Here is a 15,156-nt window from a genome sequence, read left to right as displayed (position 1 = left end):
TTGAAAAATGTATATCGGCAGCCAAAATTCGTTGTCTGATCTTAGGAGGAAATGAAGATGAGCTTTAATCATCAGCAAATTGAACAAAAGTGGCAAAGCTACTGGGAAGGAAACAAAACATTTAAAACAAGTGAAGAAAAAGGAAAGCGTAAATTTTATGCACTTGATATGTTTCCATACCCATCAGGTGCTGGTCTTCATGTAGGACATCCAGAAGGCTACACTGCTACAGACATTCTTTCACGTATGAAAAGAATGCAGGGCTATAATGTCCTTCATCCAATGGGCTGGGATGCATTCGGTTTACCTGCAGAGCAGTATGCATTAGATACCGGTAACGATCCTGCAGAATTTACGAAACACAATATTGATACTTTTCGTCGTCAAATCAAAGCTCTAGGCTTCTCATATGACTGGGACCGAGAAGTTAATACAACAGATCCAGAGTATTACAAATGGACACAGTGGATTTTCTTGAAGCTGTACGAAAAAGGGCTTGCTTATATTGATGAAGTCGCTGTTAACTGGTGCCCAGCATTAGGAACTGTACTTGCTAATGAAGAAGTCATTGACGGGAAAAGTGAGCGTGGGGGTCACCCAGTAGAGCGCAGGCCGATGAGACAGTGGATGCTGAAGATTACTGCTTATGCTGATCGCCTTCTTGAAGATCTTGATTTACTAGATTGGCCAGACAGTTTAAAAGACATGCAGCGCAATTGGATAGGCCGCTCTGAAGGAGCTGAGGTTACTTTCAATATTGAAGGTGACAAAGGCACATTTACTGTCTTCACGACACGCCCTGATACATTATTCGGTGCAACTTACGCTGTAATAGCACCAGAGCATGCGTTAGTTGAAAAAATTACAACAAGCGAGCAAAAAACGGCAGTTGACGCTTATATTGAAAAAGTTAAAAGCAAAAGTGATTTAGAAAGAACAGACTTAGCTAAAGAAAAAACAGGTGTATTCACTGGTGCCTATGCAATCAACCCAGCTAATGGCGAAAAGATGCCAATCTGGATAGCCGATTATGTGTTAGCAAGCTATGGTACAGGTGCTATTATGGCGGTCCCTGCCCATGACGAACGTGATTATGAATTTGCACAAGAATTTAAACTGCCTATTAAAGAAGTCGTTGCTGGCGGAAATGTCGAAAACGAAGCATATGTTGGTGATGGTGATCATGTCAATTCAGACTTCCTGAATGGTATGAATAAAGAAGATGCGATTGTAAAAATGATCGCATGGCTTGAAGAGAAAGAAATTGGTACGAAAAAAGTTACTTACCGTCTTCGCGATTGGTTGTTCAGCCGTCAGCGCTATTGGGGCGAGCCGATTCCAATTATTCATTGGGAAGATGGCACAATGTCAGCTGTTCCAGAAGACCAGCTTCCATTGATTTTACCAAAAACAACGGAAATTAAGCCGTCCGGTACAGGTGAATCGCCACTTGCCGTCATTGAAGATTGGGTAAATGTTGTTGATCCTGAAACAGGCAAAAAAGGCCGCAGGGAAACAAACACAATGCCGCAATGGGCAGGAAGCTGCTGGTATTACGTAAGATATATTGATCCGAAAAATAGCGACGTACTTGCAGATCCAGAAAAGATTAAAGAATGGCTTCCAGTTGATATTTATATCGGTGGAGCAGAGCATGCTGTTCTTCATCTTCTATACGCACGCTTCTGGCATAAAGTGCTTTATGATATCGGTGTGGTTCATACGAAAGAGCCTTTCCAAAAGCTATTTAACCAAGGAATGATTCTTGGAGAGAACAATGAAAAAATGAGCAAATCTAAAGGCAATGTTGTGAATCCTGATGCTGTTGTTGAAAGTCATGGAGCAGATACACTTCGTCTTTATGAAATGTTTATGGGCCCGCTTGATGCATCGATTGCATGGTCAGTCAATGGTCTTGATGGCTCAAGAAGATTCTTGGACCGCATCTGGCGTTTGCTTATTGAAGAGAGTGGTGAACTAAGCGGGAAAGTTACTGAGACTGAAGAATCTAGCCTAGAGAAGGTTTATCATCAAACTGTGAAGAAAGTGACCGAAGACTTTGAAGGCTTGCGCTTCAATACAGCGATCTCACAAATGATGGTATTCATCAATGAGGCATATAAAGCAGAATCTCTTCCAAAAAGCTATATAGAAGGCTTTGTAAAAATGCTTTCACCAATTGCACCACATGTAGCAGAAGAACTTTGGGAAAAGCTAGGATATGCTGGCGGAACTGTGGCATACGAATCATGGCCGGCTTTTGATGAAGCAAAAATGGTTGATGATGTTGTTGAAATCGTCATCCAAATCAATGGTAAAGTCAAAGCGAAGCTAATGGTTCCAGCAGATGCGAAGAAAGATGCACTAGAGCAAATCGCGATGGACGATGTGACCATCAAAGAACAAATCGACGGAAAAACAGTTCGTAAAGTCATCGCTGTTCCAGGGAAATTAGTAAACATTGTTGCTAATTAATACATGAAAGCGGACTGTTGTTCCTAGTCTTTGCAACAGAAAAACATCCTGCGATTGGCTTTTTCGCAGGATGTTTTTTAAAATAAAGATTAGAGCATGAGAAAGGAAGATGAAACATGGAAGAAATCCAAGAAATAACTACCGATGAATTACAGAAGAAATTAGATGCAGGTGAGAACCTTGAATTAGTTGATGTACGTGAAGATGAAGAGGTATCCCAAGGAATGATTCCTGGTGCAAAGCATATTCGAATGGGAACAATACCAGAAAACCTTGATCAGTTTGACAAAGATAAAGAGTACATAATGATCTGCCGCTCAGGCAACCGCAGCGGGCAAGTTTGCCACTACATGCAGGAGCAAGGCTATAAAGTTCGCAACATGGTTGGTGGAATGCTTGATTGGTCTGGGGAAAAGCAATTTTAACTTTAAGAAAATCCCCTATAATGAGAGAATAAATGACTTCGGTTCTGTTCCGGAGTCATTTTATTTAGGCTTTTGTCATTGAATATATGAATAACTATTTACTATGAAGAAGAAGCTTTTAGATTACGACTATTCTTTGGATCTACCTTTCTTCTTCTTATATGTGATTTAATTAGACGGAGAGTATCGGGCAAACCACTAATGAATATTTATAGATTATTCTGTCAATAATGAAGAGAAAAAGGGAAAGGCAGAGTCATATGATTAAAGTGAAGCTATTTGATCAAGAGCATGAAAAGGATTTGGAACGTTCCATGAATCGATTTTTGGAGAAAATAGAAGAGAAAAGACTAGTGGATATTAAGTATAATATTGCAGCAATACAAGAAGAAGAGGATGAACAAATTTATTGTTTTTCTGCAATGATTATCTATCGAGCGTAATCGTGTCGTCCTTTAGTGTTAAGTGCTTTACTAAAGAGGGTTTTTCCAGAATGTAGATTGAAGGCGAATACCAATAATTATTCTTTCGTATTGAAAATCAACTGCTCACTTGGAGGAGAAATTAAAAGAAAATAACCGAATTGAATGCTGGAAATGAAAAAAACGCACAGGATTATCTCTTATATTGGTTAAAAGAAGACCTGTATTGACTGAAAACCAGCTAATATCTTATTCATTATTCTATCATTAAGACTACCTCGCAGATAATCAAGATAAATATTAAGTAATCTGGCCGAATGCACACATAATCTGGCCTCATATCAAATAATCTGCCAAACCCACTCATAATCCGTTCTGACCACTTTGTGAATATATGATTTATTCAAGATTAATTTAGCATAACGAGTTACTGTTGTTAACTATTTTTTATCAATAGTAAACCTATATAAAATAATCTACTTCTATCAAAAAATTCTATATCTTTTCTCCAAACACAAGCAAGGGGTTGACCAAAAAGTCAATAAAACTGACTATCTGGACAACCCCGCAGTTTATTTAAAGAGCAGCGTTTGTTCCCGCTAATCGGCCGGTAACAAGTGCAGACGTTATATTGTATCCACCCGTATATCCATGGATATCGAGGATTTCTCCACAGAAGAAAAGACCCGACATAAACTTTGAAGCCATTGTTTGCGGTTCGATTTCTTTTACGGAGACTCCACCGCCTGTGACGAAGGCTTTATCAAGTGGCAGGGTGCCGTTTACTTGAAATTGGAATGATTTTAAGCTCTTCGTTAGCCCTCTAATTTTCTCGTTGGAAATAGTAGCGCCTTGTGCTGTGGAATCTATATCGTTTTTATCTAGTAAAAACAGTAAGTATCGTTCCGGAACGAGGCCCTTTAAAAGGTTCTTTACGCTTTTTTTCGGCTCGTCCTTTATTGATTTCATGATTTCTTGGAAAAGCGGTTCTTCTTTTTTATCAGGTAAAGCATCTATGCTCATTGTTACTTCTTTTAATTTCCACTTTTTCATCGCTTTTACGACAAATTGACTGCAGCGTAATACGGCTGGTCCACTTACACCGATATGGGTGAAAATCATATCCATTTGATGAGTAATAAGCGGTTTGCCTTTCGGGTTGAGTACGCTCAGTGAGATATCTCTAAGCGAGAGCCCCTGCAATGCTTTTTCTTTTATAAATGGCTCAGCAGAAGTTACCGGAACTTCTGTCGGAAACAGATCGGTAATTGTATGACCTGCTTTTGCCGCCCATGCATACCCATCTCCTGTTGAACCTGTATGAGGAACAGATTTGCCTCCAACAGCGATGACAACTGCATTTGTTTCGTAAGAAGTGCCATCAGCTAATTCAACCGAATTCACTTGGCCATTGTTGTAATGAACATCCCTGACAGGGGAATTGGTTATCATTTCCACATTTAAATCTGCTAACCTTGATAGCAGTGCATCCACAACCGATTGGGCTTTATCTGTAACAGGGAACATCCTGCCATGATCCTCTTCCTTTAATTGGATGCCAAGCTTTTCAAAAAATTTAATTATATCTTCATTACTAAATAATGAAAAAGCGCTGTAAAGAAAGCGGCCATTCCCAGGAATATGTTTGATGATTTCATCCACAGGAAGGCGGTTAGTCACATTACAGCGGCCTCCACCAGAGATTGCCAGCTTTCTTCCAAGTTTATTCCCTTTATCAATAAGAAGTACTTTTGCTTTCTTTTCTGCGGCACCAATCGCAGCCATTAAGCCTGAAGGGCCGCCGCCAATAACGATTACATCATATTTCATTTCTTCACCAACTTATATTCATTCGAAAAATGTTGTTAACTTGCTTTGTTAATAGAGCGCTGTCCAGCTGCGGCGGCTAGGGGCACGAGGTCATAAGCCCCTGTGCAAGCCGCCTTCGCTTTTCTTATTATAATGCATTTCTTCATATATCCAAACCTTAGTATTGAATTCAAAGTGGAAATCCTTCGTGAAGACAGTTAAACTACTATAGTATGGCTTAAAAATTAATGTCTGTTATTGTCGGAAAATATGATAAAATAAAAAGTTGTATTCAATAAACTTTAAAGTTCAACAATCTAATATATTTTAAATTTGACAAGGCTGGGAAGGCGCTTGGGCTAAGAGGAAGGGATTATATGTCGTCTAAGCTTTTACGTGGTACCTTTATACTAACGCTGGGTACCTTTATTTCGAAGTTTCTTGGGTTATTTTACGTTATTCCTTTTTATCAAATTGTTGGAAGTGAAGGGACGATTTTATATAATTATTCCTACGTTCCATACACAATTTTTATTAGTATTGCGACAGCGGGTGTACCGCTTGCAGTATCAAAGTTTATTTCCAAATATAATGCCCTCGAGGAATATGCGGTAGGTAGGAAGCTATTCAAATCAGGGATCATCATTATGCTTGCTAGTGGAATCGTGTGCTTCCTTATTATGTATTTAGGTGCGACGACGCTTGCTGCAGCTTTTACCTCTGTAGACGACCCTGAAAAGCTGCAAGATATTGCAACAGTCATAAAAGCGGTCAGCTTTGCATTGATTATTATTCCATTTATGAGCTTGATTAGAGGATATTTCCAGGGACATCAATCAATGGGTCCATCGGCAGTTTCCCAAGTTGTTGAACAACTTATCCGGATTATGTTCTTACTCGCTGGAGCATTCATCGTAATGAATGTGATGAATGGAAGCTTAGTTACAGCTGTCAGTGTGGCGACCTTTGCTGCGTTTATTGGCGGGTTAGGAAGCTTGTTTGTCCTATTCTGGTATTGGTATAAACGAAAGCCATATATGGATGAGCTGCTAGAGCAGGATAAGGGGACAATAGATATCTCTTTAAAAGAAATGTATAAAGAGATTATTGTTTACTCGATTCCATTTGTGCTCGTTGGTATCGCCAATCCGCTTTTTCAGCTCATTGATTTACTTACTTTCAACCGGGCGATGGATTCAATGGGTATCCCTATTGAAGAATCCGAAATAGCACTATCTATCTTGAATTACCAAACCCATAAATTAGTCATCATCCCTGTCACGTTAGCGATTGCTTTTTCAATGACACTTGTGCCAAGCATTACAAAGGCATTTGTCGAAGAAGATCGCTTAAGTATGAAAAGACAGTTGAATCAAACCTTTCAAGTCGTTCTATTTTTAACTTTGCCAGCTGCTGTTGGTTTAGCACTTCTGGCAGAGCCGATTTACACATTGTTTTATGAATATGACGTGTTAGGGGCAGATGTGCTGCGGGCCTATGCACCAGTTGCGATGCTATTCGCTTTATACTCTGTCACTGCAGCCATTTTACAAGGAATTAATGAACAGAGATTTACAATGTTGAGTTTACTTTTCGGTATCTTAGTTAAATTGTCATTGAATATTCCGCTCATTAAATGGATGGAAACAGAAGGGGCCATTTTAGCTACTGCATTAGGATACGGGGCAGCAATTCTAATCAATTTGATTGTGATTAAAATATTCTCCGGCTATCAATTCCGCTTGGTGGTTAGAAGAGGTTTATTAATCATTATATTCACAGCAATCATGTTGGCAGTAACAGCCGCAATGTATAAGCTGATAACCTTATTCTTATCACCAGAATCAAATATTCAGTCGATTTTCATTGTTGTTATCTGTGCAGCAGCAGGCGCAGGAATTTACTTCTATCTGGCATACAAATCTAAACTTGTATTTTTCTTATTTGGTGATAGAGTAGATAATTTGCTGAGAAAATTAAAGTTGAAACGGGCATAGTAAAGAAGGTCTCCGTTAAGGAGACCTTCTTCTCTAGTTATGCCTTAGCGGCCTTCAGTGCTATATCCAATACCGAGACGACGCTCTACTCTTTCTAATCTACGTTCTAAACGATCGAATTGTCTTTCAAGTCTTTGTACTTGGTTTTCTAGGCGCTCAATTCTCCTATTTGTGCTACTTCCGCCACTGCCACCGCCGGGAGGGAATCCAGGGACGGGAATGAAAGTAGGTTGTTGACGATAATACATAATGTCTCAACTCCTTTTTTCTTGCAAGTATGATATTAGACTATGTAAAATTGGGCAAAATGCTTTAGGCAGACGCCTATTTATAAATATAAGAATTGTGAATATCAAGTCGTATAAATTGTTTCAGCGGTGGTGTCTAGGGCTCGAGGTCTTAAGTCACACAGGAATGGAAGGAAAGATCCCCTTCATTTCCTACGCGCCTTAAGCTTGTCGCCCTGAGCAAGCCACCTTCGCATTTCAAATAAGGAGGTAATTATGAGAATTGATAAAATGCTAGCAAATATAGGTTATGGAAGTCGAAAAGAAGTGAAAATGCTGTTGAAGAATGGTGCTGTGAAGCTGAATGGTCAAGCAGTAAGAGATGCAAAGCAGCAAGTGAATCCGGAAGAGGATGCTGTGATGGTGAACGGTGAAACGGTAGTTTATAAAGAATTCATTTATTTAATGATGAATAAGCCGCCGGGTGTGATTTCAGCAACTGAGGACTCACAGCATGAAACCGTGCTGGATATTTTAGAAATGGATGATCTTGTATTTTCGCCTTTTCCAGTCGGCCGGTTGGATAAGGATACTGAAGGGCTATTACTTTTAACGAATGATGGTCAATTATCACATCGTTTGTTATCTCCAAAAAAGCATGTGCCGAAAACATATTTTGCTGTCATTGATAGTGAGGTGATAGAAGAGGATATCATTTCATTTAAAAAGGGCGTCATATTGGACGACGGCTATGAAACGAAACCTGCTGAATTAAAAATTCTCAAAAGCGGAATCACCTCTGATATTGAGTTAACGATTACTGAAGGGAAATTTCATCAGGTGAAAAGAATGTTTGAGTCAGTCGGGAAACGAGTGGTTTATTTAAAAAGATTATCAATGGGACCACTGCCTTTAGATGAAACACTTGAACTGGGTGAATACAGAGAACTAACAGATGAAGAGTTAAGTTCTATACAAAATTATGAAGTAGAATAATAAAAGAAAGCTCCAGCTAATTGCTGGAGCTTTTTATAACTATCTCACTTTCATGATGATATCTTTACTTTCTTTTGTGTAATCGTCCATTTTCCACGACTTGGACTTTGGACTAACTCATTATAGGCCAGGACATTTAAATCTCGTTGTATCGTTCGAGGAGTAATACCAAATTCCTCTACAAGCTCCTGAGTTGTTACAGTTCCGTTTTTACTAATAAACATATAAACGGATTTGATACGGTTTAACATCCGGTTAGTCGAAGGTTTCAAAAAACCACTCCCTATCCATTTTTCAAACCCATGGCAATTACCCTGCAACCGACAGCTTCATTGAAGAAACATGCCCTTCAAGCATATGTAGTTTTCTTTTCCTCAGACAACTCCTTTTCTGATTGAACAGAAGATTTTCAGGGATGTCATACCACTTAATTTATTGTAACCTTATTTTCAGATAATTTCTAGCCGCATGACTTAATTTACAGAAATTTTCTCTGTTTCCTGCTTATTATGTCCCACCTCCCATTACCTTACACTAATTATTATATGGTTGGTTGGGTTTGTTTTATGTTTGGAAAATTCAAAAAATATCTCTTTTAAAAAAATTCCTATCCAGTTATCCCAATTTCTTTTATAATACAACCTGTATGTAAAATATTGAAAGGAAAAGTGAAATATGGAAAATTATACACAAACACAATTAGTCACCAGAAAGGAACAGATTTATTTTGCACTTATTCTATTATTTAGCATTTTAATTTATCTGTTTTTGGTTTTTTCAATAATTGGTATTGCAGTCGTTTTAGTCCTTCTTGGATTATCTGTCTTACTTCATGGTATAGCGATGGGTGGTATACGCCGAAATGGTGTGAAAATTAATGAGAGACAGTTTCCTGAGCTTTATCATCAAGCGAAATCGATAGCAACCGACATGAATTTAGATAAAATGCCGGATATTTATGTCATCGAGTCAGAAGGAATGCTAAATGCATTTGCAACGAGATTTTTTAAGAAAGATATGGTTGTATTATATTCAGGTATTTTTGACTTGATAGAGAAGAAAAACGCCGAAAAAGAGGTTCTGTTTGTCCTTGCTCACGAATTTGCTCATTTACATAGAAAGCATGTCCTCATAAGCATGTTCCTTTTGCCTGCTATGTGGGTTCCTTTTGTAGGGAATGCTTATTTACGAGCATGTGAATATACATGTGATCGCTTCGCAGCGTATTATGTGAATTCATTTGATGCCGCAAAAAATGCATTAACGATGCTCGCAATCGGAAAAGAGCTTTATCCAAAGGTCAATCAACAGGTTTATATGGAACAGCTGGAAACGGAAAGCGGCTTTTTTGTGTGGTTAAATGAGAAGCTTTCTACTCACCCTCACTTGCCAAAGCGCATTTACGAATTATCTATGTTTTTCTCTGCTGATTCGACTGTTGAATTAAAGGAATCAAAGCGCAATGTCTGGTTCAGTTTAGTTGGCATATTCACTGCTGGGGTGATTCTATCAATTGGTCTTTGGCTTGGAATGAAGGTCTTTGAAAAGTCAAACTTCATGGCAGAAATGGCTTTAGGTGTTGAAGAAACGACTGCACTCATGAATGCGGCCGCGATGGATGATGTGGGATTGGCTGAAGAACTGATTGCTGAAGGTGCCGAAATAGAAGCACAGGATGCGGATGGGACAACTGCATTGCAATGGGCGCTCCACAGTAGTAGCAACGAAACAGCAGTGCTGCTGCTCGAACATGGAGCTGACCCTAATCTTCCCGACTTGTATGATACTTATCCTCTGCTGATTACTCTCTTAAATGAGGATATAGAAATGGCAGAATTGCTACTAAGCTATGGAGCAGATCCAACTATGGAAGATGCAGATGGTATGTCTATTTATGATTATGCGATAGAGTATGACAGTAAAGAATTTATTAAACTAATTGAACAACAATAACCACTTATTTTTAGATGGTTTATCTAATTCAGCCTGGATTTACCAAGGTTCAGGCCTTACTTTATTTTTTAAAATGCTACCATTTTGATGATTAAATAGCGTCTAACGGATGAATGGAAAGTTAAGAAGATGGAACTTTTTTCTATTGAAAGAGTATAAAAGGTGTATTATTTTCCTAAGAGCTTATCCTCAACAACTATTAAAGGATTAGGAAAAAGGAGAGTTACTTATGTACGGTGTTGAACCCATCTTCGGGTTAAAGTTCATTATAATATTAGTAACGGTAGGACTTATATTGTTTTCATTTAGTGTAGTTTTGAGAAAGTGGCTTAAAGTGGAGAAGAAGGCAACGTTTTCATATAACCATCTGAATGCTCAACATAGGAAAATTGATTGGATTATTAGAATTACTACGATGGTTTTGATCATCCTTGGTTTTTTTATTAACATGACGAGAGATTTTTGGTTTTTGGAAACATACTTTATTCTCTTTATATTTATTATTGCATCTGAGACTGCAAGGGCCACTATGGAGTGGAAATATGCAGCAAATAGGAATGAATTTATTTTTACAATTGTTCAATTAGCATTTTCAGTAATTTTGTTGGTTTTACTGTACATAACAAACTTTTTCGGGTTGGTTTAACTAGCTCAGTAATAGTTGTATTCCGGTTTTAATTGTGTGATTATTAAAATATTTGATCTATGGTTAAATCATATGATTGAGAAAAATGATAAGAGAGCTTATTGATGAAAACTTTAAATTCATTAAGAAGCAATGGCTGCCAATCTAAATGGAGGTTGGTGGCTGTTTCGTATATATAACAAGAAAAAGTTAATATCCATAATCTAATATACTTTTTAAGGTTTTAAAGGGAGTGATACTTTATGAGGAATCGGCTAAAAGTTGTTTCTGAGAAGTTTATTTCCTTTGCAATTTTTTGCATCCTCTCTGTATCAACTTCCTTTTCCGGAATACATACCGCTAATTGTTTTCTTTTATATGGCCTTTCTGTAAACACATCAACGATGAAAAATTTCATTGTAATTCACCCTTTTTCATTTAAATATTTCGTTTTACGGAATATTTAGAAGTGAGTTTCCAATACAAGTCGTGTCAACAGGATTGCCAAGCATGATTGTCAAGTTGAGAACTTTTATCGACAAGCGACAGCAAGACAAATATCTTGCTGTTTTTTAACGATTAAATGTTTTTTAAGTTCACATTTTTAATACTAAGAAACATAAAGATAACACTGATCAGTACATAGTAAATTCCCAGAATACCCAGCGCATCGGTAGCAACATTCAGAAACTCATGACTATGAATTAGAAGCCTCCAAATAAACGAACTTAATAAAAACACAGCTGGAAGTAAAATAAATAAAAAAATATAGCTTAATTTAATTTTATTATTCAAAAAACCTCATCCTTTTATCTTCGACATGTGAAAAGAGCACCGTAATAAGAACGGAGGTACTTTTTAATTAATACTACACTAAATGAACTATTCGTGCAGCATTCATACAATATGACTTATATTATCATGAATATTTATCAGTACTTTAGTGCTAAATAACGCTAGTTTTTTCATTTCTTAAATATGTTTTATAGGTCCAATTTAAGGGAAGAGTTAAGCATTCTTAAACTTTATTAGGAGATGATATCCGTGGAACTAAAAGCATTAGTAATCAATTGTACTTTAAAGAAGAGTAGTGAAACATCTAATACATTAGCACTTGCCAAAGAGGTAACAAAGCATTTTGACAACGTAGACGTTGAATATATAACAGCAGCGGATTATTCCATCGGTTTTGGGATTACTCATGAAGCAGTGGATGAGCAGGATCAATGGCCGATGCTGTTTGAGAAAGTAAAAGCAGCAGATATTGTGCTTATTGCTTCACCCATTTGGCTAGGAGAACAAAGCAGTATAGCGAACTTAGTGATAGAAAGGCTGAATGGGGGAAGCAGCTTGACTAATGAAAAAGGACAATCAATTTATTACAACAAAGTGGGTGGAGCGGTTGTAACTGGAAACGAGGATGGAGCAAAAAATGTAGGCAGCTATCTTCTCTATAGCTTACATCGCTTAGGCTTTACTATTCCGCCAAATGTGGATGCTTATTGGGTTGGAGAAGCAGGTCCAGGTTTTTCTTTTATCGAAGCGAATGGTGAGGAAAACGAGTTTACTATGGAGCATGCAAAAATGACTGCATATAATCTCATGTACTTTGCCAAGCTTTTAAAGAGCAATCCCATACCGGCAGAAAGAAAATAATGGAATTAAAGGGGACAAGGAATGATTACTTTTTCAAAGGTATCTAAGGAATATGAGGGGCATAAGGCTGTAAGTTCGCTGGATTTTACAATTAACGAGGGTGAATTCTTTGTGTTGATTGGACCAAGTGGATGCGGTAAAACAACTACATTAAAAATGATTAACCGATTAATAGAAGCATCAACGGGCCACATCATGATAGATGAGAAGGATATTTATGATTATGATATCCATCAGCTTCGGTATGAGATCGGCTATGTGTTACAACAAATTGCGTTATTTCCACATATGACAATTGAAGAGAATATATCAATTGTACCAGAATTGAAGAAGTGGGAGTCTGAAAAAGTGAAGGGGCGTGTGACCGAATTGTTAGAATTGGTCGGGCTAGATCCCGATCAATTCAGGATGCGCAAGCCAAAGGAGCTCTCTGGCGGACAACAGCAGAGAATTGGTGTGGCGCGGGCCCTAGCTGCAGATCCAAAGCTGATTTTAATGGACGAACCTTTTAGTGCACTTGATCCAATTACAAGAGAGAAATTGCAAGATGACCTTCTCGATTTAAAACAGCGAATTAAAAAAACAATTGTATTTGTCACTCACGATATTAGTGAGGCGATGAAGCTTGGCGATCGAATAGCAGTAATGAATGAGGGAGCGATTGTACAGGTAGGCACCCCTCAAGAGCTGATACAATCACCGGCAAAAACATTTGTTGAGGACTTTATAGGCCTTAAGAAGAAAACGGAGTACATAGATTTAATAGAAATCCTGCAGCGGAAGCCTGAAGGTGGCCATTTTACTGAAGATCAAATTATCCCTTCATCGATTTCTTTGGAAGATTTATTACTGAAGCTGGCAATTTACGAGTCATTACTGATTAATGAAGAAGGAAAAGAGTTAGGAATGATTGATAGAAAAACGGTGATCGCTTATTTAGCTGATAGAATGTCGTCGCAAAGGAGCCTGGCACATGAATAAATTAGCTGAGGTTTTTTCGCAAAGACAGGACCAGCTCATACAAGCGCTTATTGAGCATATTCAAATATCATTTATCTCACTCTTTTTTGCCGTGTTGATTGCGATACCAACTGGGATCTTTTTAACAAGAAGAAAAAGAATAGCTGAAGGCGTCATTGGTGTTACAGCTGTTTTACAAACGATACCTTCTCTAGCTTTATTAGGCTTATTAATCCCTTTACTAGGCATCGGAAAAGTTCCAGCTATTATTGCTCTAGTCGCTTATGCTCTATTGCCGATTCTTAGAAATACATATACAGGAATTAAAGAGGTGGATCCCTCTTTAAAAGAGGCAGCCGGTGCCATGGGAATGAATCAGCTTCAGCAGTTGGTTAAAGTGGAACTCCCTTTAGCGATTCCAGTTATTATGGCTGGAATTCGGACTGGAATGGTATTGATTATCGGAACAGCAACACTTGCAGCATTAATTGGAGCAGGTGGCTTGGGTGATTTAATTTTACTTGGAATTGATCGCAATGATTCTTATTTAATCGTTATTGGCGCGATCCCGGCTGCTGTGTTAGCAATTTTGTTCGATTTCCTTTTAAGGAAGCTGGAGCAAATGTCTTTCAAGAAGTCATTGCTCTCGTTTGGGGCAGTGATTGCTGCAGCAGTAATCATTATGGTAGTGCCTTTTATGGCTAGCAATCAAAAAAGCGACATCACGATTGCAGGAAAGCTAGGTGCTGAGCCTGAAATATTGATTAATATGTATAAGATGCTAATCGAAGAGGACACGGATTTGCAGGTTGAATTGCAGCCTGGACTAGGAAAAACACCCTTTGTCTTTAAAGCGCTCCAATCGGGAAGCATCGATCTTTATCCTGAGTTCACTGGAACGGTCATATCTGAATTTCTCAAGGAGCCGGCTGAAAGTAAAAGCAGTGAGGAAGTTTATGAACAGGCAAAGAACGGGCTTAAAGAGCGATTCGATATGGTTCTTTTAGATCCAATGGAATTTAATAATACGTATGCTTTAGCGGTTCCACCGGATATTGCTAAAGAGCACCAGTTAACAGCTATTTCAGACTTAAAAGCGCTTCAGTCAAAAATAAAGCCAGGTTTTACGCTCGAATTCTCAGATCGAGAGGATGGCTATCTCGGGATACAAAAGCTATATGGCATCACATTTACTGATGTAACTACGATGGAGCCAAAGCTGCGTTATAGTGCAATTGAAAAAGGAGAAATCAATCTTGTTGATGCTTATTCGACAGATTCAGAAATCCGCCAATACCAACTTAAGGTATTAGAGGATGACTTGACGTTGTTCCCTCCTTACCAGGGTGCGCCTATGCTTCGTCAGGAAACGATTGACCAATATCCGGAAATCGGTGCACCGCTTAACAAGCTATCGGGTAAAATCAGTGATGATGAAATGCGGCAAATGAATTATGAAGTGAATGTAGAAGGAAGAAGTGCAGATGAGGTTGCAAGAGAGTACTTGGAGAACGAAGGACTTCTTTAATAGAACAGATGAAATGACTCAGAAAGTTTAATTCTGAGTCATTTTTTTATTTTTAGCTATTTAATAAAAACCTTTTCTCTTTT

14 protein-coding genes are annotated in these 15,156 nt (G+C 38.2%); 10 read left to right on the top strand and 4 right to left on the bottom strand.

Going from position 1 to position 15,156, the window contains the following annotated elements; translation table 11 throughout:
* The first annotated feature begins 57 nt into the window (after positions 1-57).
* From leuS to J2S17_RS20000, 3 genes are all read left to right on the top strand, one after another.
* Positions 58-2,475, top strand: a complete 2,418-nt coding sequence (leuS, locus tag J2S17_RS20010; protein ID WP_307477533.1) for a leucine--tRNA ligase — start codon at positions 58-60, stop codon at positions 2,473-2,475.
* Between the two features lie 116 nt (positions 2,476-2,591).
* A complete protein-coding gene (locus J2S17_RS20005; RefSeq protein ID WP_307477532.1) occupies positions 2,592-2,900 on the top strand; it encodes a rhodanese-like domain-containing protein in 309 nt (102 codons plus the stop codon).
* Positions 2,901-3,160: 260 nt separating this feature from the next.
* Positions 3,161-3,343: a sporulation protein Cse60 gene (locus tag J2S17_RS20000; protein ID WP_307477566.1), complete on the top strand. Its 183-nt coding sequence runs from the start codon at positions 3,161-3,163 to the stop codon at positions 3,341-3,343.
* Between the two features lie 555 nt (positions 3,344-3,898).
* Here J2S17_RS20000 and J2S17_RS19995 read toward each other — a convergent pair.
* The gene (locus tag J2S17_RS19995; RefSeq protein WP_307477531.1) at positions 3,899-5,152 is read right to left on the bottom strand and encodes a BaiN/RdsA family NAD(P)/FAD-dependent oxidoreductase; all 1,254 of its coding nucleotides are present in this window, start codon (positions 5,150-5,152) and stop codon (positions 3,899-3,901) included.
* A 356-nt stretch (positions 5,153-5,508) separates the two neighbouring features.
* Between J2S17_RS19995 and J2S17_RS19990 the strand changes: the two genes are divergently transcribed.
* Complete coding sequence (locus J2S17_RS19990; protein ID WP_307477530.1) at positions 5,509-7,128, top strand: putative polysaccharide biosynthesis protein; 1,620 nt, start codon at positions 5,509-5,511, stop codon at positions 7,126-7,128.
* A gap of 44 nt (positions 7,129-7,172) precedes the next feature.
* On the opposite strand, the gene J2S17_RS19985 is transcribed toward J2S17_RS19990, so the two are convergent.
* The gene (locus tag J2S17_RS19985) at positions 7,173-7,376 is read right to left on the bottom strand and encodes a hypothetical protein (RefSeq protein ID WP_307477529.1); all 204 of its coding nucleotides are present in this window, start codon (positions 7,374-7,376) and stop codon (positions 7,173-7,175) included.
* Between the two features lie 255 nt (positions 7,377-7,631).
* Here J2S17_RS19985 and J2S17_RS19980 point away from each other — a divergent pair, with 255 nt between their 5' ends.
* Positions 7,632-8,351 carry a pseudouridine synthase gene (locus tag J2S17_RS19980; protein WP_307477528.1) on the top strand — a complete coding sequence of 240 codons (720 nt, stop codon included), beginning with the start codon at positions 7,632-7,634 and terminating at the stop codon, positions 8,349-8,351.
* Positions 8,352-8,401: 50 nt separating this feature from the next.
* Here J2S17_RS19980 and J2S17_RS19975 read toward each other — a convergent pair whose 3' ends face one another.
* Complete coding sequence (locus J2S17_RS19975; protein ID WP_307477527.1) at positions 8,402-8,623, bottom strand: DeoR family transcriptional regulator; 222 nt, start codon at positions 8,621-8,623, stop codon at positions 8,402-8,404.
* Positions 8,624-9,026: 403 nt separating this feature from the next.
* Here J2S17_RS19975 and J2S17_RS19970 point away from each other — a divergent pair, with 403 nt between their 5' ends.
* Together J2S17_RS19970 and J2S17_RS19965 are read left to right on the top strand one after the other, a co-directional pair.
* Positions 9,027-10,304: a M48 family metallopeptidase gene (locus tag J2S17_RS19970; RefSeq protein WP_307477526.1), complete on the top strand. Its 1,278-nt coding sequence runs from the start codon at positions 9,027-9,029 to the stop codon at positions 10,302-10,304.
* 229 nt (positions 10,305-10,533) lie between these two features.
* Positions 10,534-10,950 (top strand): DUF4181 domain-containing protein, encoded by a 417-nt coding sequence (locus J2S17_RS19965; RefSeq protein ID WP_307477525.1) that lies wholly within the window; start codon positions 10,534-10,536, stop codon positions 10,948-10,950.
* 223 nt (positions 10,951-11,173) lie between these two features.
* Here the strand turns inward: J2S17_RS19965 and J2S17_RS19960 are convergent, their stop codons facing one another.
* On the bottom strand, positions 11,174-11,347 hold the full coding sequence (locus J2S17_RS19960) for a PhzF family phenazine biosynthesis protein (protein WP_307477524.1): 174 nt from the start codon (positions 11,345-11,347) through the stop codon (positions 11,174-11,176).
* Between the two features lie 626 nt (positions 11,348-11,973).
* On the opposite strand from J2S17_RS19960, the gene J2S17_RS19955 reads away from it, so the two are divergent.
* Genes J2S17_RS19955 through opuFB form a run of 3 tightly spaced genes read left to right on the top strand, consistent with a single transcriptional unit; the run spans position 11,974 to position 15,073 of the window.
* Positions 11,974-12,585 carry a flavodoxin family protein gene (locus J2S17_RS19955; protein WP_307477523.1) on the top strand — a complete coding sequence of 204 codons (612 nt, stop codon included), beginning with the start codon at positions 11,974-11,976 and terminating at the stop codon, positions 12,583-12,585.
* A 21-nt stretch (positions 12,586-12,606) separates the two neighbouring features.
* A complete protein-coding gene (locus tag J2S17_RS19950) occupies positions 12,607-13,566 on the top strand; it encodes an ABC transporter ATP-binding protein (RefSeq protein ID WP_307477522.1) in 960 nt (319 codons plus the stop codon).
* Positions 13,559-15,073, top strand: a complete 1,515-nt coding sequence (gene opuFB, locus J2S17_RS19945) for an osmoprotectant update ABC transporter permease/substrate-binding subunit OpuFB (RefSeq protein WP_307477521.1) — start codon at positions 13,559-13,561, stop codon at positions 15,071-15,073. The genes J2S17_RS19950 and opuFB overlap by 8 nt, the downstream gene beginning before the upstream one ends.
* Positions 15,074-15,156: the final 83 nt, after the last annotated feature.

It is taken from the genome of Cytobacillus purgationiresistens (assembly GCF_030813235.1).
GTDB classification, from domain to species: Bacteria; Bacillota; Bacilli; order Bacillales; family Cytobacillaceae; genus Cytobacillus; species Cytobacillus purgationiresistens.
This window is presented reverse-complemented; position numbering and strand designations above follow the sequence as displayed.

Excerpts from the sequence above, each read along its gene's own strand:
- J2S17_RS19985 (WP_307477529.1), bottom strand. The coding sequence starts at position 7,376 with ATGTATTATCGTCAACAACCTACTTTCATTCCCGTCCCTGGATTCCCT.
- J2S17_RS19965 (WP_307477525.1), top strand. The coding sequence starts at position 10,534 with ATGTACGGTGTTGAACCCATCTTCGGGTTAAAGTTCATTATAATATTA.
- opuFB (WP_307477521.1), top strand. The coding sequence starts at position 13,559 with ATGAATAAATTAGCTGAGGTTTTTTCGCAAAGACAGGACCAGCTCATA.
- J2S17_RS20000 (WP_307477566.1), top strand. The coding sequence starts at position 3,161 with ATGATTAAAGTGAAGCTATTTGATCAAGAGCATGAAAAGGATTTGGAA.
- J2S17_RS19960 (WP_307477524.1), bottom strand. The coding sequence starts at position 11,347 with ATGAAATTTTTCATCGTTGATGTGTTTACAGAAAGGCCATATAAAAGA.
- J2S17_RS19970 (WP_307477526.1), top strand. The coding sequence starts at position 9,027 with ATGGAAAATTATACACAAACACAATTAGTCACCAGAAAGGAACAGATT.
- J2S17_RS19950 (WP_307477522.1), top strand. The coding sequence starts at position 12,607 with ATGATTACTTTTTCAAAGGTATCTAAGGAATATGAGGGGCATAAGGCT.
- J2S17_RS19980 (WP_307477528.1), top strand. The coding sequence starts at position 7,632 with ATGAGAATTGATAAAATGCTAGCAAATATAGGTTATGGAAGTCGAAAA.
- J2S17_RS19995 (WP_307477531.1), bottom strand. The coding sequence starts at position 5,152 with ATGAAATATGATGTAATCGTTATTGGCGGCGGCCCTTCAGGCTTAATG.
- J2S17_RS19990 (WP_307477530.1), top strand. The coding sequence starts at position 5,509 with ATGTCGTCTAAGCTTTTACGTGGTACCTTTATACTAACGCTGGGTACC.
- leuS (WP_307477533.1), top strand. The coding sequence starts at position 58 with ATGAGCTTTAATCATCAGCAAATTGAACAAAAGTGGCAAAGCTACTGG.
- J2S17_RS20005 (WP_307477532.1), top strand. The coding sequence starts at position 2,592 with ATGGAAGAAATCCAAGAAATAACTACCGATGAATTACAGAAGAAATTA.